Genomic DNA, 21,746 nt, shown 5'->3' with positions numbered 1-21,746 from the left:
ACGGGCGGAGCTGGTTCCGAACGAGCTGAACGACGGTGCAGGAGTGTCTGGATTGCTCATCTCACTCCGTACGGAAGCCGGCGAGGAACGACTCGGTTCCCCCTGGGCTGGACAGGGTCTGCCACATGGTGACCGGGTCGTTGAAGTTGTTGACGAAGGCTTCCGCGACCCGTTTGTCCGCTGCTGCCGCCCCGAACAGCCCGATCACATGGGGCGGCGGCGGCCCGAGAAATGCGGTGCTCCAGTCGACGACGTCTCGTGCGTGCGCCCAGAGCTGTTCGGAAGTTTCCCGGCAGAATTGATCGTCGTACGGACCCGATGCTTTGGCGATCAAGTCGGCGAGCTCGAATGCGGTGTAGGAGCCGAGATTCGCGCCTTGCGCGGTCAGCGGATCGTTCGTGATCCACGCATCGCCGATAGCGAGCGCACACTTGCCGTCCGGCAGGCTTGCCCACCCTTGGCGGACCACCGGAGTGATCCCGCCCTGAGCCACTTCTCCCGGTCCGATGAGTGAGAATGCCTGCGTATCAATGCGTTCCCGCAGACCGGGCGCGAATTCGCCGAGCAGCTTGAGCACATCGCGGTAGAAGGCCTCGGGATCGGCCTCGGAGTCGACGTGCGAGATCGCTTCGAGTGGTCCGCCGGGGACTGCCTCGAAGGCCAGCACGTCGGCCCGCCCCTGCGGGGAGTAGAAGGGCATCCGCAAGATCTCGCCGACACCGGCGAGCAGGAACAGATCCAGCGAATGCGGCGTTTCCTCGCTGATCCCGAAATACAAACCGCTGCAGAGGATCCGCTGCGGACCGTCGAACACCGATCGGGTCTCGTGCCGCGGAAACAGCTCCCGCATCGAGCGGTCGCCGTTGGCGACGACCATCAGGTCGTGCCGCTCGGCCAACTCGGTGATCGGCCGTTCGCCGACGACGACATTCCCGCCCCGTTCGACAAACTTGGCGCACAGGTGTGGCAGGTAGACGCGGAAGTCGACGACACTCGACGGCGGCCGCAGATCCGCGTGGAACGTCAGTTCTTGCGGGCCTGCCTGGATCGCCACATCCCACCTGTGCACTTGCGCGTCAGCGAAGTCCCAGTCGAAGACGCCGAGTTGCGCCTCGCGCTGCTGGGTCGCGCCGAATCGTGCTGGGAAATTGCGGGGCCTGCCTGATGCGAGCTGGTCGGGATCCTGCGCGGAGTAGACGGTGACGTCGATCCCCAGTTGCTGCAGTCGCAATGCGAGCTGCAACCCGGAAATCCCGGTCCCGACAATGCCAATACTGCTCATGAGATCGTTTCGCCAATCGGTGAGGGCGCCCGGAGTTCGCGAGCGAGCCAAGCCACTGTTTCGAGGGTGAATGCCGCGGCATCGGGAGAGGCCAACGCGGAAACCGGAATCAGCATCGGATGTTCCATGCCTGCCTCGACCAGCTCACCTATCCGGTCGAGCACCGTCTTCCTGCTTCCGACAAGCACCTGATCGGCCACCACCTGTTCAGGTACGGCGGCCATTGCCTGCTGTACTTCCTGACGAGTCAGTACGTGGGGCAACAGTTCGGTGAGCCCCCGGTACTCGGCACCGAACGGATGCACGGCACCATGTCGTGCCCATGCATCGGCACCCGCGTGCAGGGCAAGGAACCGAATAGGATTGGCCTGCAACAGTTCATGGGCCTGGTCATCGGTTTCGGCGACCACGATGGGCACACCGCCGGAAGCCACGATCGCACTCGGATCCCGACCCGCCGCCGCCGCGGCCTTCCGGACGACGCTCAGCCTGCGCGCGTACTCATCCGGCGCCACGAGTTCCGATGGCAGCCAGCCGTCCGCATATCGGCCGGTCAGTGTGAGCATCCGAGATCTGTTCGCGCCGACCCACAGTCGTGGTTCCCGGCCCTCGGGGGCGCGCAGACCCATCAGTGCCTGATCCAGGGTGAAGTGGCTGCCTTCGAAGTCGTGCGGGCCTGCACCGTCCAGCAGCATCCGCACGATCTGCAGGGCCTCTTCGACCCGGTCGACTTGATGATCGTGCGGCACGCCGTACGGCTGGAGGTTTTCCAGCGCTCCCGTCCCGATCCCGAGAACCGGCGGCCGATCGGTGAACTGCGCGAGAGTGAGCGCCGTTTGCGCAAGTACCGCAGGGTGCCTGCGATGCGGGTCGGTGACCCCGACGACGAGCTGCACCGGACCCGCATGCGGCGCGAAACTGCCTAGCACCGTTGCGAAGTCGAGGCACTGGTCCGGTGTCGACTGGACGGACGCCAGGTAGGTGAAGTCCGTGTCCCACGCCTGGCTCGGAAAAGTGTTGATCAGGTGGTCGAAAATCATGAAGGCGTCGAACTCGTTGACCCGAGCCAACTCCAGCAGACCGCGCCCGCCCTCGACGGATCCGGCTGCGTCCCACACCAATCCAACTTTTACGGTCATCGTCCACTCCTCGCCGACCGCGTCGCAGCGACCGACGCCGCCGCGTTCTCGTGCTGGTTCGTCCAGCCTTTCCGCGAGGTGGTTTCATCGTTTTCGGTGCGCATGCGCACCCATGGGTTGTCCAAATCGTCCATAGGCACGGCATCACCCCCAATTTCTAGCTCGATTCCCCTCGGGCGAATACACTGGGAAATAGCTGCTTCTGCCACTACCCATCGACCGACCTAACCCGACCCGGCGCACAGCAATCCCTGAGCTAGCGGATCGCCGATCAATGGTCGTGATGGCGTGCCTTCATCTAGCGGAGCGGACTCTGATGCCGTGCGGCGAGTCTTCAACAGCTTGCCAGTTGTGCATGCGACCAGACAATGGAGTACCGATTAGAATTCGGCGCAGTTTGATAATGTATGGGCTATGGATCAAGTTCGTAATCCGCTGGCCGGCATAGACGATCCGACCGCTCATCAGCTACGACTGCTGCTGACACTTGCCGAGGAGCTGCACTTCGGGCGCGCCGCCAGCAAGCTACATCTCACCCAGCCTGCGCTGAGCCAGCAGATCCGCTCGCTCGAGGATCGACTCGGCGTCGAGCTGTTCCACCGGACCAGCCGCCGCGTCGAGCTGACCGCTGCGGGTCAAGCAGTGCTGGTGGCTGCCAGGAATGTTGTCGATGCCGCCGACTATCTACGGAACATCGTGCGCCGCATCGCATCGGGGAGCGAACGCCTCCGGTTGGGGGTTTGCGAGAGTTTCGCGGCCGTGCCACCCGCCCGCGGTGTCATTGCCGCGCTCACCGACTCCAATCCCGTTCCCGGCCCTGATGTCCGGGTGCTCGATCGGCTGACCGACCTACTGTCCGCCCTCGAGTCCGGCGAGATCGACGCGGCGTTCACGCATTTGCCCGTGCCGGAACACCTGCACAGCGAACCGCTCAGCATCGAACCTCGGGTGGTGTGCGTCTCGAGCGACGATCCACTCGCCAGCCGTACCTCCGTTCGCCTGGCGGATCTGGCCGACCATCGGGTTATCAGCTTGGTGCCGCCGACATTCCGCGCCGGGCACGACTTCTGGGCGGCCAGCCCCCGCCCCGACGGCACCCCGGTTCGCTACGCCGCCCATCAAGGCTCCAGCTTCCAATCCGTGCTGTCCACGGTCTCACTCGGCGGCGTGATCGTCTTCGTTCCTGCCGTCACGGCCAGCCTCTATCCGCGACCAGACCTCCACTACCTCCACGTCGAGGACCTCACCGAGTGCACATTCGGCGTCGTCTGGAATCCGCGCAACCCGGCCCTTGCGAAGATCAACGCGCTACGAGCCGGTGTCAGCAGCTATCGCGCCCGCAGTTCCAATGAGTACATAAGTAATTCGAGACTCGCAGGGTGAATTCCCTGATATTCGAGTGCGTACACGATGGCGTGTGCCGAATTACTCCGAGTTAACTGTTGCCGAAGCTATTCATCGGCTACTGACCTAAACGTGTGCGTGACAAGAATTGCCACGTCCCTACACAATCGCAAAAGATAATGCCCGGCAGGCGGGTGCCTGTCCAGCTGTTGCGCGCGCAGGTGCGCACGAATCCCGCGTTCGAGAAAATCGGCGGTGGTGCCGCGCCGTTTGCTAGTGTCGCCGGATGGGAACGGACCCGGCGGGGCGGGTCGATGCCGCTACCTCATCCAACAATCGCCGCCACCGTGCCGAGGTGCTCGTCGTCGGCGCCTATTACGCCGATCTCGTCTTTCACGGCCTGTCCCGGCCCGTCCGGCCCGGCACCGAGGTGTTTGCTCGCGGCTTCGCAATACTGCCCGGTGGCGCGTTCACGCCCGCGATGGCGATGCGGCGACTGGGGCACGAGGTGGTCTGGTCGACCGACTTCGGCACCGATCTGTTCAGCGCGCAGGTCTTGGCGGCCGCGCGCGCGGAAGGACTCGACGACACCGGATTTCGGTTCCACACCGTGCCGGTGCGCAGCGTCACGGCGGCGCTGTCCTCGCCAGAGGATCGGGCGATGGTGAGCTATCAGGACCCGATCGCGCCGCACCCGCTCGCGATGGTGCTGCGGGAGCATCGGCCACGAGTGGTGATCCTGCCGCAGCTGCGCTACGGCGAATCCGTGCTGGCCGCCGTCCAGATCGCCCATCGGCTCGACACCATGGTGTTCATGGACTGTCAGGACGTCCCGTGCACGCTCGACACCCCAACGGTGCGCGAGATCCTCGCTGACGTAGACATTTTCGCGCCCAACGCCGACGAGGCACAGCGACTGACCGGCGCGCCGACCCTCGACGCGGCCATCGATATCCTTGCGGGCCTGGTGGATACGGTCGTCGTCAAGCGGGGCAGCAATGGCGCCATCGCGGTCCGGCATGGTCAACGGTGTGAGATCGACGCGATCCCGGTCGATGTCGTCGACACCACCGCCGCGGGTGACTGCTTCAATGCGGGCTTCCTGCACGCACACCTGGCCGGACACCCGCTGCCCGACTGCCTGGCCACCGCGGTGGCCTGCGGCGCGGCGGCGACAACGGCGCTGGGATCCAGTGCCGCACCGGACTTGACGGAGCTCGCACAGTGGTTGGATCGGGTGCCACGCGCCCGCCTGGTCTGAAGTTCCTCCCGATTCAATGATGCGCCCCTGCTATCGTTGGGTAGATGGCAACCGGCGAGGGTTCCAAAATAGTTGAGCCGGAAGCCAGTTCACCCGGCAATCGACGTTGCGGCACCATGGCGAGCGGTCGTGGCAAGGTCTTGGTCACCGACCTGGACGGCACCCTGCTCGGCGGCAGCGCCGCCGATCGGCTCCGGCTGCGGAACACGCTGACCCGGCATCCTGAGGTGACGGTAGTTTTCGCGACCGGTCGCGGAATCGAGTCGATCCGTGAAGTGCTGCGCGATCCTCTTGTGCCGCACCCGCGTTGGATCATCGCCGATGTCGGCGCCAGCATCATCGACGGCGAAGACCTGACCCCCGTCACCGAGCTGGAGGCGGGATTACGCGCGGGCTGGCCCGGCGCCGACCGAGTCCGCGTTGCCTTGAATCGGTTTCCGGCACTGCGCTATCAGGAAGTTTCCCAGCACGGCCGCTGCTCGTTCCACCTGCCACCCGCGGCGCTGACGCGAGAACTGGTCGACGCCGTCGGCGCACTGGGCTGCTCATGGCAGTACTCGGCGAACACCTACTTCGACGTGCTGCCCCGCCACGCGAACAAGGGAAACGCACTCGTCGCGCTCGCCGAAGACCAGCACTGGCCGATGGATTCGATTCTGGTCGCGGGCGACTCCGGCAATGACCGTTCGATGTTCGGCCGCGGCGCACACGGCGTGATCGTCGGCAACGCGGAACCCGCCCTGGCGGCAACGGTGCCCGTGGCGGACGCCGCGCATCGACCGGACCAGGCCGGTGCCGCGGGCATCCTCGCGACACTGCACGAGCTCGGCTGGGTCGCGGCCGACTACCCCCTGGTGGTCGGATATCACCGCGCACCGGTCACCTGGACTGCGGAGGGCTGGCGGACACCGGCGAGTCCCAACGGCATCCTGCCTACCCTCAACACCCTGTTCACCGAGGACCTGCGGGCCGTGTGGGCGGCGGGCGTGGTCATCGAGCCCGACGAATCCGTCGCGCACCTCGACGAGCACGACACCGGCCTTCCACTCGCCTTCCTACCGCTGACCTCGGCCGAGTGGAGCGGCTACTTTCACAGGGCCTGCAAAGAAGCACTGTGGCCGGTCCTGATGTCCCAACCGCATCGGCTGCGCTTCGACCCCACCGCCTGGGCCGAGTATCGCGCGGTCAACATGCGCTTCGCCGACCACATCAGCGTCCGGGCCGCACCGAGCGCGACTGTCTGGCTGCACGACTACAACCTGTGGCTCGTACCGGCCCGACTCCGCGAGACACGCCCCGACCTGCGGATCGGCCTGTTCCACCACACACCGTTCCCGGAGCCGGAGGTCTTCGCGGCACTGCCGCCCGCCGCCGAGATCCGCGCCGCACTCGGTTGCCTGGACTGGGCGGGCTTCCACACCGGCGTCTTCGCCGAGCGCTTCCTCGGGTCACTCGCCGACCTGGCCGAACCACCGCAGGTGGGGGTCCATCCACTGGGTATCGACCGCGCGGCCATCGAGAAGCTGGCAGGTACGAGACCGCGCCGTCGCCGAAAAACCGGTGGGCCCGTTGTGCTTTCGGTCGAACGCCTGGACTACATCAAGGCACCGGTGCAAAAAGTCGACGCCATCGCCGAGCTGCTCCTCCGTCATCCCGAGCTGCGCGGTGCGCTCCGATTCCGGCTGGTCTGCCCGCCACCCGAGCCGGGCATCACCGCCTACGACGCGACCAGAGAGATGCTCGAGCGACGCATCGACGAGGTCAATCGCATCTGGGCCGTCGGCGCGTGGCAACCCATCGAATACTTCCCGCGATTCCTGAGTTTCCCCGAAGTGATCGACCACTACCTCGCCGCGGATGTGTTCTGGGTGACGTCACTGCAGGACGGCATGAACCTGACCTCGAAGGAATTCATCGCCGCCCAGGCCGCGACGGGCGGTTCCGGCGTGCTCGTGCTTTCGCGGCACACCGGAGCCGCCGCGCAATTGGCGGCGGGAGCCCTGCTCACCGAACCGAACTCACCCGCCGACCTGGTCGACACCCTGCATCGAGCACTGACGCTACCCGCCGTGGAACGCCGGAAACGATTGGCTCGACTCAGCGATCTTCTCGGACACCACAATCCGGCACAGTGGGCTGCCGAGATCCTCACCGCCATCCGGCAAGGCCGGGCGCTGCGGAGTGTCGACCGACCGGGCCGCTCGAGCGCCCCGCTCGAAGCGCTGCCCACCCCGAGCTGAGCCAGGGCCAGAGCGATTTCGTGCCCCCAGTCGGACTCGAACCGACACTGAATGGATTTTAAGTCCACTGCCTCTGCCAATTGGGCTATGGGGGCGCGCCTGGGACAGCGTACCGACTCGTACGGGTGTACCGGAATTCTGACCTTTCAACCTGTGCACTGTGTCGGATCGAAGTCCGGATGAATCGGGCATATGACCAAGTGGCGGCGGCCGGAACGTGCGGTGAGCGGGGGTTATCGCCTGGGCGGCAGCGGGATTCGGTCGAGGTCGGCGGCGATATGGATCTCGCCGGAGAAGTGTTTCTCGGCTTCGGCTCGGTGCGCGGACAGGTCGCGGTAGCGCTGGGAGAAGTGGGTGAGCACAAGGGTTCTCGCCCCTGCCTCGGCAGCGACGCGGGCGGCTTGGCCTGCGGTGAGGTGGCCGTACTCGGTGGCGAGGTCAGCGTCTGAGTCAAGGAAGGTGGCCTCGATGACGAGCATGTCGGCGTTCGCGGCTAACTCGTAGACGCCGTCGCAGAGGCGAGTGTCCATGACGAAGGCGAAGCTCTGGCCGGGCCGGTGCTCGCTGACTTCGTCGAGTGTGACTGTGTGGCCGGATATTTCGACGCTGCCGAGCCGTTGCAGCTCGCTGACGATCGGACCGCTCAGCCCGAAGGCACGCAGGCGATCCGGGAGGATGCGGCGACCGGACGGTTCGGTGAGCCGATAGCCGTAGGTGTCGATGAGATGCGAGAGACGGACGGCCGACACGGCGAACGGCGCGTCGGGGACCTCGAGGACACCGGGTTCCTCGATCGGGCGCGGACGGAGTTCGGCCTGGTGAAAGTAGGAGGTGGCGTTGACAAGCCGGTCGTAGAACTGTGCTCCGGAGGCGGGGAACCACACGTCGATCGGGTGCGGCACCTTGTCGAGGCTGATCCGCTGCGCCACGCCGGCGAGCCCGAGGCTGTGGTCGCCGTGGAAGTGCGTGATCGCGATGCGCGTGATGTCGGTGGCCGACACCCCGGCGTAGGTCATCTGCCGCTGCGTTCCCTCCCCCGGATCGAACAGCACGCCTTCGGCGTCCCAGCGCAGCAGATACCCGTTGTGATTGCGCTGCTTGGTCGGTACCTGGCTGGCAGTACCGAGGACGACGAGTTCCCGCTGCGACACCGTGTCACGCTACCGCGCGCCGCCGGACGCACGACGCCCCCGCCGCAGGCAATCGCATGCGTCGGGGGCGTCGTCGCACGAGCTATTCCACGGGCGTGTTGCGCAGCACCGAATGCCTGCGGCTGTAGGCGAAGTAGATGACGAAACCGAGCGCCATCCAGACCAGGAACCGCAGCCAGGTCTCCACGGACAGGTTCAGCATCAACCACAGGCAGGCGAGCACCGCGAGCACCGGAATCACCGGCACCAGCGGAACACGGAAGCCACGCGGCAGTTCAGGACGCGTGCGGCGCAGGATGAGCACGCCGATCGAGACGAGCACGAACGCGAACAGCGTGCCGATGTTGACCATTTCCTCGAGCGTGCCGAAGTCGACGAATCCGGCGAGCAACGCGCAGACGATGCCGACGATGATGGTGATGCGCACCGGCGTTCCGTGCTTGCCGGTGTGCGCCAGCTTCCTCGGCATCAGCCCGTCGCGCGCCATCGCGAACAGCACCCTGGTCTGGCCCAGGAACATCACCATGACGACGGTGGTGAGCCCGGCGAGCGCGCCGATGGAGATGATGTTCTTCACCCAGGTGTCGCCGTGGATGGCGAAGGCCGTTGCCAGGGTGGCGTTCCCACCGGACAGCTCGGTGTAGGGCACCATGCCGGTGAGCACGAGCGACACCGCGACGTACAGGATCGTCACGATCAGCAGCGAGCCGAGGATGCCGCGCGGCACCGCCTTCTGCGGGTTCTTGGTCTCCTCCGCGGTGGTCGCGACGACGTCGAAACCGATGAACGCGAAGAACACCAGGCTGGCCGCGGCGAGCAGGCCGTACCAGCCGAAGCTGCTGTGGCCCGCACCGGTCAGGAACGAGAACAGCGACTGCCGCAGCCCTTCGCCCTCGGCGCCGGGCTGCGACGGCGGAATGTAGGGCGTGAGGTTCTCCGACTTGAAGTAGGTGACGCCGACGATCAGCACCAGCGCGATCACGCTCAACTTGATCGCCACCGCGACCGCCGAGACCCGCGAGGACACTTTGGTGCCGGTGGCCAGCAGCACGCCGAGGATCGCGATGAGCAGCACCGCGCCCCAGTCGAAGCTCACCGAACCGAGGTGCACCACCGGCGTCGTGCCCATCACCTCACCGAGGTACTGGGACCAGCCCTTGGCGACCACCGAGGTGGCGAGCGCGAACTCCAGGATCAGGTCCCAGCCGATGATCCAGGCGACGAGCTCACCGAAGGTGGCGTAGGAGAACGTGTACGCGCTGCCTGCCACCGGAACCGTCGACGCGAATTCGGCGTAGCACAGCGCGGTCAGCCCGCAGGCGATCGCGGCGAAGACGAACGCGAGCGACACCGATGGCCCCGCGACGTTGCCCGCGGTGCGCGCGGTGAGGGTGAAGATGCCAGCACCGATCACCACCGCGACGCCGAAGACGGTGAGGTCCCAGGCGGTCAGGTCCTTGCGGAGCTTCGAATCCGGTTCGTCGGTGTCCTTGATCGACTGTTCGACGGATTTGGTGCGGAACAGACCGCCCCATCGAGCAGCCGCCTGCCCTGTCGCGCCGTCCGGCTTGCGGATCGCCACACGTTCTCCTCACCTCAGGTAATACTGTCGAACTGTCCTACGTGCCCGGCACGCAGGCTAATGCACGCCTTCCATGTGCTTGCTGACCCACGGCGAAAGTGCGGCCACGGCCAGTCCCGCACAGACCGCGACGGCTCCGGTGATGCCGAAGTACGCGATTTCGTGGTCCGCGTCATAGAACCGGGCCAAGGTACCCGACATCGACGTGCCGATGCCAAGCGAGAAAAAGTACAGCGCCATCATCTGTGCCCGGAAAGCTTCCGGTGCGAGCTGGGTGGTGACCGCAAGTCCGATCGGCGAGAGCAGCAGCTCCGAGATCACGAACCCGCCGAGGACGACGAAGACGAGCAGCACGGGAACCGTCCGCCCACTGAACGTGGACAGCGGCATGAACAGCAGGAACGAGACGCCGACGCCGATCACGCCGAGCGCGAACTTGTGCGGGGTACTCGGGGCCCGCGAACCGAGTTTCGTCCACAGGATGGCGAAGATCGGCGACAGCCCGATGACCCAGACCGCGGCGATCGAGCTGACCCAGCTCGATGGTGCGTTCCAGCCGAAGATGTTCCAGTCGATCCGTTCGTCGGAATAGACCGTGAGCACCGTGAAGATCTGCTGGTACAGCGACCAGAACACCGCGTTGGCGACGAGCAACGGGATGGCGGCGCGCACCCGGCTTCGCTCGATCGGCGTCACCTTGGGGCTGCGGAGCAGCACCCAGAGGTAGATGATCACCCCTGCGGTGATGGCGCCGGTGGTCACGTCCGGCAGGTTCTCCAACGTCACCAGCCCGGTCGTCCACACCACGGCGACCGCGACGACGGCGACGGCGACCACCGCGGCCACCTTCCCGAACTCATCGCGCGACAGCGGGTTCGGCACCTCACGGCCGTGCGTGCCGAGGTTGCGGCGGAAGACCACGTACTGCGTGAGACCGATGGCCATGCCGATGGCCGCCGCGCCGAACCCGTAGTGGAAGCCGACGTGGTCCTTCAGCAGACCGGTGAGCAGCGGCCCGATGAACGCGCCGAGGTTGATGCCGAGGTAGAACAGCGTGAACCCGCCGTCGGCGCGCGCGTCGCCCTTCGGGTACAGCGTGCCGAGCAGCGAGGAGGCGTTGGCCTTCAACGCACCGCTGCCCAGGGCGACGAGCACCAGGCCGATGGCGACGCCGCCGAAGCCTGGCACTATCGCGAGCGCGATATGGCCTGCCACGACGACCGTGCCGCCGTAGAAGACCGTCCGTTCCATGCCGAGCAGCCGGTCGGCGATCCAGGCGCCGAGGACGGTGGACAGGTAGACCAGCCCGCCGTATGCGCCGACGATGCCGACGCCGGTGCTCTTCGCGAGCCCGAGCCCACCGTCGGTGGCCGAGTAGTAGAGGTAAAAGCCCAGGATGGAGACCATCCCGTAGTACGAGAACCGCTCCCAGAGCTCGACTCCGAAGAGGTTGACCAGCCCGATCGGGTGGCCGAAGACGGTTCGTCCTGTGACCGATGACTCAGTCGTCGTAGTTTCCGACATTCTCAGACCATGCCATGCCGACGCAGATTTTTTGGCATCTACACCTGAAATCCGAATGATCGTCGACTTAAGTCCACCTTCGTCGTTGTGTAATGTCGAACGGCAATTAGTCGCACGCGGGAATCGGCCGTCGGTGCCACGGCGAGGCGCGCGGGTTTCCCTGGACCGCTGGCGGGCATCCGACATCGGGCGGCCGTCGCGGATCTGCACGATTACAGTCGGCGACACGGACGACGAAAGCGATGCAGCGATGGATCCTGTCGAAATCACGGTGGACGCCTCGGCGGAGCAGACGTTCGCGGTCCTCGCCGACGGCTGGATGTACGCGACCTGGGTGGTCGGCGCCTCACATATCCGCGACGTCGATCCCGGCTGGCCCGCGGTCGGCACCCGCATTCATCACAGCGTCGGCACCTGGCCGCTGACCATGTCCGACATCACGAAGGTGCACGACGTCGACCCACCCCGGATGCTCGAGCTGGAAGCCAAGCTGTGGCCGGTCGGCTCGGCCTGGATCCGTTTGGAGCTGGTCGAACTCGCGCCGCAGCGCACCAAGATCCGGATGTCGGAGCGGGCGATCAGCGGCCTGGCCACCCTGCTGCCGGACCAGGTGCAGGAGCTGGTGCTGGTGCCGCGCAACAAGGAATCACTGTCCAGGCTGGCCGATTTGGTGATCGGCAGGTCGCGGGACAGCAAGTAGGCCGAGCACCGCGTCAGGCGATCGACACCGTCAGGCGATCGACAGCGCGATACCGTCGAGAATGTCGTGCTCGGACACCACGAGCTCGGAAATCCCGGCGCGGCGGGCCAATTCGTCGGCGAGCACCTCGGCGATGACGGCGCCGCCGCCGATCACATCGACCCGGCCCGGATGCATGGGGCCGAGCGCGGCCCGCTCGTCGTGCGACATGGCGATCAGCCGATCACACACGGCCCGAAGCTGATCCAGGCTCAGACGGGTGAGATGGACTTTGTCCGAGTCATATTCGGGCAGATCGAGTGCGACCGCAGCCAGCGTGGTCATGGTTCCTGCCACGCCGACCCAGGTGTGCGCGCCGTCCACGGGCACCGCGGCGAATGCGGCGGCCAGTCGTTCGGCGGCGAATTCCCGTGCCGCGCCGACCTGTTCGGCATCCGGCGGGTCACCGGGCAGGCAGCGCTCGGTGATCCGGACGCAGCCGATGTCGGCGGAGAACGCCGCCTGCACGCCGTCGCTGTCGCCGAAGACCAGCTCGGTCGAGCCGCCGCCGAGATCGACGACGACGAAAGGTCCTTCGGCGCTGGCGAGTTCGCCGATCGCGCCGGCGAAGGACAGCCGCGCCTCCTCGTCACCGCTGATCACCTCGGCCTCGGCGCCGGGCACCACGGTGCCGAGTTCGGCGCGCGCCATGGCGAAGAAGTCTTCTCGATTGGACGCGTCGCGGGTGGCGGAGGTGGCGGTCATCCGTACCCGGACGACACCGGTCTTCTGCATCAACGCGACATAGTCGGCCAACGCCACCCTGGTGCGTTCGATCGCTTCCTGCGCAAGCGAACCGGTCGCGTCCACCCCCTGACCGAGGCGGACGATCCGCATCTCCCGATGCACGTCGACGAGCCTGCCGTCCGCGCCGACGTCGGCGATCAATAGTCGGATGGAGTTCGTCCCGCAGTCGACCGCCGCTACCCGATCACTCATTGCCTAAGCTCCATCTCCTCGATCGCCGGTCCGCTCGTACTTCGGCCAGTCGGCCGGAATCGCGGTGCCGCGCAAGCCATTGTCGGCGGCAAGCGCCACCGCCTCATCGCCGAACGGATTCACGCCTGGCCCCTTGGCCAGTGCGTGCGCAATGAGCACATGCAGGCATTTCACCCGCTCCGGCATCCCGCCGCCGGTGAAATCGGTGCCGAGCGACTCGATCTCGTTACGCTCGGCCAGATAGCTCTCGTGCGCGGCGCGGTAGGCGGCCGCCAATTCCGGGTCACTGCCGAGCCGTTCGGTCATCTCGCGCATCACCCCCGCCGACTCCTGCCTGCTCGCCTCGGCGGTGAGCCGCGGGTCGGTCAGGTAATACAGCGTGGGGAACGGCGTGCCATCCGGCAGTCGTGGCGCGGTTTTGACGACGGCCGGGATCCCATCCGGGCTGCGATACGCGACGGCGAGCACGCCGCGGGGTTCGCGGCCCAACTGCTTGGCGATGATCGCGAGATCCTGGTCGTTCGGTGTCACCGTGGTCCTTCCGGGCCTGGCTGCGGCGCTGCGGGTAGCGGCCCCTGCGGTGCGGGGGCGGTACCGGCAGCGGGTTGGGGTTCGGAGATGCTGTGCCACAGCTGGGTGTACCAGGGGTCTGGCTCCCGAGACTTGGTCGCGGCAGTCGGTGCGGCAGGCGCTTCGATGCCGGGCACCTGCACGATGTAGGGGGTTTCGCCGGGCTGCACCAGCCGAAGCCGATCGCGCGCCTCGGACCGGATGTAGGCCGGATCCTGTTGCTGCGCACGACGATCCCGCAGCCGAGCCAGATCGGCCTCCAGATCGAGCCGCTGTTGCGCCAGCTGCGCAGCCTCGGCCCGCTGCGTGAAATACGTGCGCATCGGCACGGCAAGGGTGAGCGCGAGACCGCACACCACGATCGCGAGGATCACCGCCTTGCCGGTGGACAGCCCGAGGATCGTGCGCTCGTGCCTGTCCTCGGTCCGCAACCCGACCTTCGGCTTACCGACCTGCTGCGGCTCGGCCTTCTTGTCCTCCGACCGCCTGCGCGTGGCGCGCTTGGCGGCGGCGGGCCGTGCGGCGGTCTCCGTGTCGGAGCCCGCCTTGGGACGCGAGCGGGCGGCCCGCGACGTGCGCCGGTCCCCACGCCCGGCCGGACTGGATCCCCGCGCACGTCGCTCCGTCATCGCGAAACCCCTCTAGCTAGTCAGCCCTCGAATGCGAAGCGCGGGAACGCGACATCCCCGGCGTAGCGCGCGGAGTCGCCGAGCGCGTCCTCGATGCGCAGCAGCTGGTTGTACTTGGCGACCCGCTCGCTGCGCGCAGGCGCACCGGTCTTGATCTGGCCGCTGCCGACCGCGACGGCGAGGTCGGCGATGGTGGTGTCCTCGGTCTCGCCGGACCGGTGGCTCATCATCGTCTTGTAGCCGTTGCGGTGCGCCAGCTCGACCGCGTCCAAAGTCTCGGTGAGCGTGCCGATCTGGTTGACCTTGACCAGCAGCGCGTTCGCCGCGCCCTTGGCGATGCCCTCTTCCAGGCGCTCCGGGTTGGTCACGAACAGGTCGTCGCCGACCAGCTGGATCTTGTCGCCGATCTGATCGGTCAGCGCGACCCAGCCGTCCCAGTCGTCCTCCGACAGCGGGTCCTCGATGGAGACCAGCGGGTAGGCGGCGATCAGGTCGGCGTAGAACTGCGCCATCTCGGCGGCCGAGCGCACGCTGCCCTCGAACTTGTAGCCGGTGGAGCTGTAGAACTCGGTGGCCGCGACATCGAGCGCGAGCGCGACATCGGTGCCGAGCTTGAGGCCGGTCTTGCCGATCGCCTCGCTGATCAGGTCGAGCGCCTCACGGGTGCCTGCCACATCGGGGGCGAAGCCGCCCTCGTCGCCGAGGCCGGTGGACAGGCCCTTGGCCTTCAGCTCGGCCTTCAGCGCGTGGTAGACCTCGGCGCCCCAGCGCAGCGACTCCTTGAAGGTGGTCGCGCCGATCGGGGCGACCATGAACTCCTGGACATCGACGCTGGTGTCGGCGTGCGCGCCGCCGTTGAGGATGTTCATCATCGGCACCGGAAGCACGTGCGCGTTCGGACCACCGAGGTAGCGGAACAGCTCGAGGCCCGAGGACTCGGCGGCGGCGCGTGCCACCGCGAGCGACACGCCGAGCAGGGCGTTCGCGCCGAGGCGGGACTTGTCCGGGGTGCCGTCGAGATCGAGCAGCACCTGATCGACGGTGCGCTGTTCGACCGCGTCCAAACCGATCACGGCGGGCGCGATCTCGTCGAGCACACCCTCGACGGCCTTCTGTACACCCTTGCCGCCGTAGCGTTCGCCACCGTCGCGCAGTTCAACGGCCTCGTGTTCACCGGTCGATGCGCCGGAGGGCACCGCAGCCCTGGTCAGGGTGCCGTCGTCGAGCGCGATCTCGACCTCGACAGTGGGGTTTCCGCGAGAATCCAGGATCTCACGAGCTCCGACCTGTTCGATGATTGCCACGAAAACGACACTCCTTCGGCTGCTGGCACGGTAGGTCTCATGGGCATTGCCGTGCGCTGCGAGCCTAGCGCCCGCCGACCTGGGCAGGTAACCGGCACTCCGTAGTCCGAGGTCACACGCGTCGCCCGACGCTGTAGGCCGCGGCGCGATCGCGCACGGTGAGTAGGTAACTGTGCGACTGGTTGTAGGTGAGCAGCGCCCGTTGCCAGCCGTGCTCCGAGGTGAGGTCGCCGCCGCTGACGCACAGGTAGCGGGCGGCGGTGAGGGCCGCGTCGTCGATGTTCTGCGGGTCGGCAACGCCGTCGCCGTTGGCGTCGACGCCCAAGCGCTTCCAGGTTTCCGGAATGAACTGCAGCGGGCCGATCGCGCGGTCGAACTCCGGATCACCGTCGAGCACACCGCCATCGGTGTCCTTGATCAGCGCGACGCCCGGCGTGCCGTCCAACGGGATGCCGATGATCGGCGGGCGGACGACGCCGTCCTCGCCGACCCGCGCGCCGCGGTAGGTGCCGTGCTTGCTCTCCACACTCGCGATGCCCGCGATGGTGGTCCATGCGATCCCGCAGTCCGGGCGCGACCTGGCGAGGATTGCCGCCGCGTAGCCGTAGGCCTCCAACGCGATCGGCGGAATGGACATCCGTTCCGCCTGTTCCTCGGCCCAGCCGCGCAGTTGGACCGCGGTGCGGCCAGGCGCGTCGAGGTCGATCACCGGCAACGGGGTACCAGGACCCGGCGGGATGCCCTCGGGGATCGGGGTGAGCGCACGGTCGATCCCGCAACCGGCCACCACGAGGGACACCACGACGGCGGCCGCGGCGCCGGACAATTTCGAAAGCACCCCATCCATCATCCAGATCCCGCGCGGGATGTCCGATTTCCCACGCGGATATGGCAGTCCGGAATCAGCGGAGCAGCGCGTGGGTCGCGGCGTGTGCCGGGGCAGCGAGCACCGTGTCCGTCGCGCCGGATTCGACGATGCGGCCGTGGTCGAGGACGAGCAGGCGCGGGCAGTGCGCGGCGACCATCGTCATGTCGTGGGTGATCACCAAGAGGCCCATGGCACGGTCGGCGCGGAGCCGGTCGAGGAGGGTCATGATCGAGGTTGCTGTCGCGGTGTCGAGGGCGGAGGTGATCTCGTCGCAGATCAGGACCGCCGGCTCGGCGGCGAGCGCGCGGGCCAGTGCGACGCGCTGGCGTTGTCCGCCGGACAGCTCGTGTGGGTATCTGGCCGCGAGGTCCTCGGCCAACTCGACGGAGCGGAGCAGATCGGTGATCCGTTGCGCCAGTTGCGTTCTCGGTACACCACCGATCCGGCGCAGTGGCCGGCCGAGTGTTTGCGCGACGGTTCGGCGCGGGTTCAGCGCGGACCGCGGGTTCTGGGTCACCAGCTGAATACCCTTGCTGCCCATGGCAGTTCTGCTGCCGCGAGTGATCGGTATCGAGGCGCCACGCAGCTCGAGGGTGCCGGTTGCCGCGCGGCACAGGCCCGCGATCACCCTGGCGAGCGTTGTTTTGCCCGCGCCGGACGCACCCACAACGGCGAGCGCCTCGCCGGGCGATAGCTCGAGACCGATCCCGTGCAATACCTCACAGTCGTTGATGGCAGCGCTGATGTTTTTGGCGCACAGCATGACTGAGGCGGCAGCGGCCGATGGCATCGACGGTTCGTGCGTGGCGGCGTCTTCGCTTGACGGATCGCCCTCTCGACCGTCAAGCGCCGCAGCGTGTCGCCGCGGTGTGGTCACGCCGCGGTGCTTTGGCGCATTCTGAGCCGAGTCCCGTTCTGCCGCATTGCTCGACACGACCGCCGGGTGCGCGCCGAGCTCGATGACGTTGTCCGCGATGGCGTGGACGGTGGCGGTGTCGTGACCGGACAGGAGGATCGCTGCGCGACGTTCGGCGGCGATCTCGGTGAGCAGGCGCGCGATGTCGGTGCGAAGCGCACCGTGCAGGCCCGCGAGCGGCTCGTCGAGGATCAACACGCCGGTATGGCGGATCAAGGCGCGCGCCAAGGCGACTCGGCGCTGCTGGCCGCCGGAGAGTTCGGCGGGCCGTCGGCGTAGCTGCTCGGCCGAGAGGCCGACCAGTTCCAGGGTGGTGACGAGGGCGTCCCGCGAGGCGTGCTCGGCGACCTCGCGAAGCAGGGCGTGCACCCGCATCAGCGGGTTGAGCGCCGAACCGGGGTCTTGGCCGACAAAGGCGACCTGGGTGCGCCGGAAGCGCTGGCGGGCAGCGGGGTCGAGCGTGAAGACGTCGTGGCCTGCCACCGACGCCGAACCGGCCTGGCGGGTAGCGCCCTCCGGGAGGTGCCCGAGCAAGGCACGCATCAGCGTCGTCTTGCCCGACCCCGAGGCGCCGGTCAACGCCGTGATCGTGCCCGCATCGGTCCGGAAACTCGTCGGCCCGAACAACTCCTGCCCATTCGGGCCGCGCACCAACAATCCGTCCACCACGATCGCCGACGAGGTATCGCTGTCGGATTTCGGCAACGGCCCGTGCACATCGATTGTCCGGCCACTCATGACTCCACCTCACCGACACGGGGTTTCGGCCCGGGCTCGGCAGCGTCCACCGACACCTTCCGCCGGCTTGTCCGCCCTCGGCCGAACGCGGTGACCGCGAGGTTGACGCTGACCGCGACGATCGCAATGGCCAAGCTCGGGGCCAGGACAGCCCAGGGGTTGAGCAGCATGCCGGAAGCGTTCTCGCGGACCATGACCGCCCAGTTGCTCGCGCCGAGGGTGGTGGGGAGCTGCAGGAACGATGCGGTGCTGACCAGGTAGACGGCGGCCACGAAGCGCAGGCCGAGTTGGGCGAGGATCACCTCGCGCAGATTCGGGATCACTTCCCGGAAGATCAAGTGCGCCAAGGTTTCACCGCTTGCCTGCGCGACCTCGACGTAGCCAGAGGCGGCGATGCCCGCTGCTGCGGCCGCGAAAACTCTTGCACAGTAGGGGGTACCGAAGAGCAGGGCGACGACGAGCAGGCCGTAGGCGCCCGCGTCCGGCCATGAGGTCAGCACCAGCAGGATGCCGAGAACGGCGGGGAGCAGCATGACGAAGTCGGTGGCGCGTTCGATCAGCGTGCCGATCCCGGGACGCAGCGCGGCAAGGGCGCCGAGCACGCAGGACGCCGCGGTGACCGCAACGGCGATCACCGCGGCAAGCACGAGCAGACCCCAACCGCCGTACAGCAATTGGCTCAGTACGTCGCGGCCCAACCGGTCGGTGCCGAGCCACGCGGTGGCGTCGGGATCGCCGAACGGGATGCCGACGGGGGTCTCGGCCGCATGCGGAGCCAGGGCAGGGCCGAGGATCGCGAGCCCGGTCACCAGGACCGCAGGGAGCACCGTCAGCAACCGCAGCTGCTTCGCCGTGGCGCGCATCATCCGTGTCCTCGCAACGACCAGGCCCGAATACCGTCCGCAACGGCGAGCATCACCATGATCACCGCCCCGGACAGCGCCACCACCGAGGCGACCACCGACACGTCCCGGTCGGCCACCGAACCCGCGAGGACCGCACCGAGTCCCGGGTAGTTGAAGATGGTCTCCACCACCAGCGATCCGCCGAGCACCATGCCGACGGTGGTCGCGAAGCTCGCCACGATCGTCGGCAACGCGAAGGGCATGATGTGCCGCAGCATCACCGTGCGCGGTGCAATGCCTTCCAGCACAGCACTTTCCACATGCGGCGCCTGGGCAGCATCGACCAGTGCGGCGCGCACCACCCTGGTATTCCAGCCGACCTGGGGAATGGCCAGCGCCAGCACCGGCAACACCAGCATGTCGGGGCTCGCGGGGAAGCCGGACCGATCGGTGAGGGTGACCGCGGGCAACCAGCCGAGGACGAGCGCGAACACCAGAATCAACAGCGTCGCGACCACGAACTCCGGCACCGCCGCGGCGATGGTCGTCGCGGGCTGCAACGACCGAAGCACGCTCCGGCGCACCGCGACCAGGCCGCGCGGAACCAGCCTGGCGGGCAACGTGAATGGCGCGATGGTGTGGCGCCCCGCCCACCAAGCACCGAGCAGCAGCGACGCGACCGCGGTCACCGTCAGTGCGAGGCCGCCGAGCAGCAGTGTCGGCGGGAATTTGGCGGCGAGCAGTTCATTGATCGAGCGTCCGCGCGCGGTGTCGCCGAAATCGCCGGTGAGCACGCCACTGATCCAGCGCCAGAAGCGTTCAGGCAGTGGACGATCCAGGCCGAGCTCGCGTTCCTTCGCCGCGATCTGATCCGGGGTCGCGTCCCGGCCGAGCACCGCCCGTGCCGTGCTGCCTGGCAGCAGGTCGACGACGACGAAGACTGTCGCCAGCAGGGCGACCAGGAGGACGATGCGCCGAAACAGGGCACGGGCGAAGGGGATCACTCCGCCAACCACGCTCGTTCCAGCTGCACCCTGGCGAAGCCGCCGAGCGTGGGCAGGTCGTGCACCTTGGCCGACGCGATATCGATGCCGTCGGCCATCCCCCACACCAGGTAGCCGCCGCGCTCGTGCTCGATCTGCTGCACTTCGCGACAGGCTTGGGCGTACTCCGAATCGCTCTGCGCCGCCAATGCCTTCGCGGTGGCCGCGTCGAATGCGGCGTCCTTGAAGTCGGTTTCGTTGCGGTTCGATCCGCTGGTCAGCAACTTGGACGCGAAGAAGAGCGTGGAATCGTTGGTGCCCCAGGAGACGGTGTAGAACGGCGCCTTCAACCAGGTCTGGTCGTAGAAGGCGTTCGACTCCTGGGTGAGCACGTCGAGGCGGATGCCGATCTCGGACAGCTGCGTCGCGATGACCTTCGCCGATTCGACCTCGCCTGGCGCCTCGGCCTTGGTCACCAGCGGATAACTGCGGCCGGTATCGAAATTGGCTTCGCGCAGTAGCGTTTTCGCCCGCTCGATATCGCGGGTGCGCTGCGCGATGGTCTTGTCGTACTGCGGATCCGCAGTGCCGAGAATGTCGTTGGCCACCGTGCCGTAGCCCGAATGCACCTGGTTCACCAGGGCTTTGCGATCGACACCGAGCCGGACGGCGGTCCGCACCTTGACATCGGCGAACGGGCCGTCCGAGGTCCGCATCGCGACGCCGAGCATGGTGTCGTCGGCCCGGCGCACCACCTGCAGGTCGCCGCGCCCCTCGGCGGTCCGTCCCGCGATCGCGCCGACATTGGAGGCGAGGTCGATCTGCCCGCCGAGCACCGCGTTGCCCAGCGCGGTCACGCTGTCGAACATGGTGATCTCGATCGCGTCGAGCAGCGGCGCCGGACCGTGCCAGCGCTCGTTGCGCACCAGCCGTGCGTTGCCACCCTGGTACGACTCGAGCCGAAACGGCCCGGTGCCAATGGCTTTGGTGAAGTCCGTGGTGTCCTTCTTGACGGTGAACGTCATCAACCGCAGCAGCAACGGCAGCTGAGTGTTCGGCTCCGGCACCGTGAACACCACCCGGTTCGGCCCGTCCGCGCTGATGTCCTCCGCGGCCACCGGCATTTTCGACGCGCCTGCGACCGTGCGCAGCCTGCGCATCGACCACACCACATCGTCGGAGGTCACCGGCGTTCCGTCGTGGAAGGTCGCGCCGTCGGCGAGGGTGAAGGTCCACCGCCGCCGCGCCGGGTCCGGTTCCCATCGAGTCGCCAAGCGCGGCGCGACATTCGGGTCGCGGCCAGGCACGGTGAGGGCGTCGTACACCAGCGAGGCGAGCAGGAAGTCGCTGTCGTTGCTGAGGTTGGCGTGCGGGTCGCGTTCGATCCGCGCCGGGGTGCCGAGCGCGCCGACCCGTAGCGTGCCGCCCCGCCGCGCGGGACCCGAAGATTCAGTCCCCGTCGAACACCCAGCAATCAGCAGGATCGCTCCGACACCGACGCTCGATTGCAGCAGCTGCCGCCGACTCAAACCCATTGTGCTGCCTTCTTCCTGGACGAACACCCTGCGCGCGAGGCAGGAGGACCGCGATCAGGACAGGCTAGCCTAATGGGTTGCGCGGCACGCCGGGGCCGACCGCGCCAAACTTGGATACAGTTATACGTTTCTGCTATTTTCCAGCAGTGAGATTAGG

At 67.2% G+C, this 21,746-nt stretch carries 18 protein-coding genes and 1 tRNA gene; 4 read left to right on the top strand and 15 right to left on the bottom strand.

From position 1 onward, the window contains the following. Positions 1-61: 61 nt before the first annotated feature. Complete coding sequence (locus tag NA11_RS14390) at positions 62-1,282, bottom strand: styrene monooxygenase/indole monooxygenase family protein (protein WP_069162359.1); 1,221 nt, start codon at positions 1,280-1,282, stop codon at positions 62-64. Further along, entirely contained in the window at positions 1,279-2,421 is a 1,143-nt protein-coding gene (locus tag NA11_RS14385; protein WP_069162358.1) for an LLM class flavin-dependent oxidoreductase, read from the bottom strand. Before NA11_RS14385 ends, NA11_RS14390 begins: the two co-directional genes overlap by 4 nt. Positions 2,422-2,835: 414 nt before the next feature. Here NA11_RS14385 and NA11_RS14380 point away from each other — a divergent pair, with 414 nt between their 5' ends. The 3 genes from NA11_RS14380 to NA11_RS14370 all read left to right on the top strand — a co-directional run bounded on the left by NA11_RS14380 (position 2,836) and on the right by NA11_RS14370 (position 7,266). Further along, positions 2,836-3,804, top strand: a complete 969-nt coding sequence (locus NA11_RS14380; protein ID WP_084654612.1) for a LysR family transcriptional regulator — start codon at positions 2,836-2,838, stop codon at positions 3,802-3,804. A gap of 247 nt (positions 3,805-4,051) precedes the next feature. Further along, a complete protein-coding gene (locus NA11_RS14375; protein ID WP_084654611.1) occupies positions 4,052-5,026 on the top strand; it encodes a carbohydrate kinase family protein in 975 nt (324 codons plus the stop codon). Positions 5,027-5,142: 116 nt separating this feature from the next. Further along, entirely contained in the window at positions 5,143-7,266 is a 2,124-nt protein-coding gene (locus NA11_RS14370) for an HAD-IIB family hydrolase (RefSeq protein ID WP_069162357.1), read from the top strand. Between the two features lie 21 nt (positions 7,267-7,287). Here NA11_RS14370 and NA11_RS14365 read toward each other — a convergent pair. From NA11_RS14365 to NA11_RS14350, 4 genes are all read right to left on the bottom strand, one after another. After that, positions 7,288-7,361: transfer RNA gene (locus tag NA11_RS14365), tRNA-Leu, on the bottom strand. 138 nt (positions 7,362-7,499) lie between these two features. Further along, positions 7,500-8,417: a ribonuclease Z gene (locus NA11_RS14360; protein ID WP_069162356.1), complete on the bottom strand. Its 918-nt coding sequence runs from the start codon at positions 8,415-8,417 to the stop codon at positions 7,500-7,502. Positions 8,418-8,499: 82 nt separating this feature from the next. After that, positions 8,500-9,999, bottom strand: a complete 1,500-nt coding sequence (locus tag NA11_RS14355) for an amino acid permease (RefSeq protein ID WP_069162355.1) — start codon at positions 9,997-9,999, stop codon at positions 8,500-8,502. 57 nt (positions 10,000-10,056) lie between these two features. After that, positions 10,057-11,523: a peptide MFS transporter gene (locus NA11_RS14350; protein ID WP_069162354.1), complete on the bottom strand. Its 1,467-nt coding sequence runs from the start codon at positions 11,521-11,523 to the stop codon at positions 10,057-10,059. Between the two features lie 250 nt (positions 11,524-11,773). Between NA11_RS14350 and NA11_RS14345 the strand changes: the two genes are divergently transcribed. Next, positions 11,774-12,223, top strand: coding sequence for an SRPBCC family protein (locus NA11_RS14345; RefSeq protein ID WP_069162383.1), 450 nt, complete (start codon positions 11,774-11,776; stop codon positions 12,221-12,223). Between the two features lie 30 nt (positions 12,224-12,253). On the opposite strand, the gene NA11_RS14340 is transcribed toward NA11_RS14345, so the two are convergent. The 9 genes from NA11_RS14340 to NA11_RS44765 form a co-directional block, all read right to left on the bottom strand. Further along, entirely contained in the window at positions 12,254-13,201 is a 948-nt protein-coding gene (locus NA11_RS14340; protein WP_069162353.1) for a Ppx/GppA phosphatase family protein, read from the bottom strand. Between the two features lie 3 nt (positions 13,202-13,204). Next, positions 13,205-13,732: a DUF501 domain-containing protein gene (locus NA11_RS14335; RefSeq protein WP_069162352.1), complete on the bottom strand. Its 528-nt coding sequence runs from the start codon at positions 13,730-13,732 to the stop codon at positions 13,205-13,207. Continuing rightward, positions 13,729-14,400 carry an FtsB family cell division protein gene (locus NA11_RS14330; protein WP_069162351.1) on the bottom strand — a complete coding sequence of 224 codons (672 nt, stop codon included), beginning with the start codon at positions 14,398-14,400 and terminating at the stop codon, positions 13,729-13,731. The genes NA11_RS14335 and NA11_RS14330 overlap by 4 nt, the downstream gene beginning before the upstream one ends. A 20-nt stretch (positions 14,401-14,420) precedes the next feature. Continuing rightward, a complete protein-coding gene (eno, locus tag NA11_RS14325) occupies positions 14,421-15,704 on the bottom strand; it encodes a phosphopyruvate hydratase (protein ID WP_069162350.1) in 1,284 nt (427 codons plus the stop codon). A 112-nt stretch (positions 15,705-15,816) separates the two neighbouring features. Then, positions 15,817-16,551, bottom strand: a complete 735-nt coding sequence (locus tag NA11_RS14320) for a lytic transglycosylase domain-containing protein (RefSeq protein WP_245745875.1) — start codon at positions 16,549-16,551, stop codon at positions 15,817-15,819. 55 nt (positions 16,552-16,606) lie between these two features. Further along, a complete protein-coding gene (locus tag NA11_RS14315) occupies positions 16,607-18,226 on the bottom strand; it encodes an ABC transporter ATP-binding protein (RefSeq protein WP_069162348.1) in 1,620 nt (539 codons plus the stop codon). Beyond that, complete coding sequence (locus NA11_RS14310) at positions 18,223-19,092, bottom strand: ABC transporter permease (RefSeq protein ID WP_069162347.1); 870 nt, start codon at positions 19,090-19,092, stop codon at positions 18,223-18,225. The genes NA11_RS14315 and NA11_RS14310 overlap by 4 nt, the downstream gene beginning before the upstream one ends. Next, positions 19,089-20,087 carry an ABC transporter permease gene (locus NA11_RS44770; protein ID WP_245745871.1) on the bottom strand — a complete coding sequence of 333 codons (999 nt, stop codon included), beginning with the start codon at positions 20,085-20,087 and terminating at the stop codon, positions 19,089-19,091. The genes NA11_RS14310 and NA11_RS44770 overlap by 4 nt, the downstream gene beginning before the upstream one ends. Next, a complete protein-coding gene (locus tag NA11_RS44765) occupies positions 20,072-21,589 on the bottom strand; it encodes an ABC transporter substrate-binding protein (RefSeq protein WP_069162346.1) in 1,518 nt (505 codons plus the stop codon). The genes NA11_RS44770 and NA11_RS44765 overlap by 16 nt, the downstream gene beginning before the upstream one ends. Positions 21,590-21,746: the final 157 nt, after the last annotated feature.

It is taken from the genome of Nocardia altamirensis NBRC 108246, from assembly GCF_001612685.1.
GTDB classification, from domain to species: Bacteria; Actinomycetota; Actinomycetes; order Mycobacteriales; family Mycobacteriaceae; genus Nocardia; species Nocardia altamirensis.
Note: the sequence above shows the minus strand (reverse complement) of the source record. Positions and strands in the feature narration are given on the sequence as shown.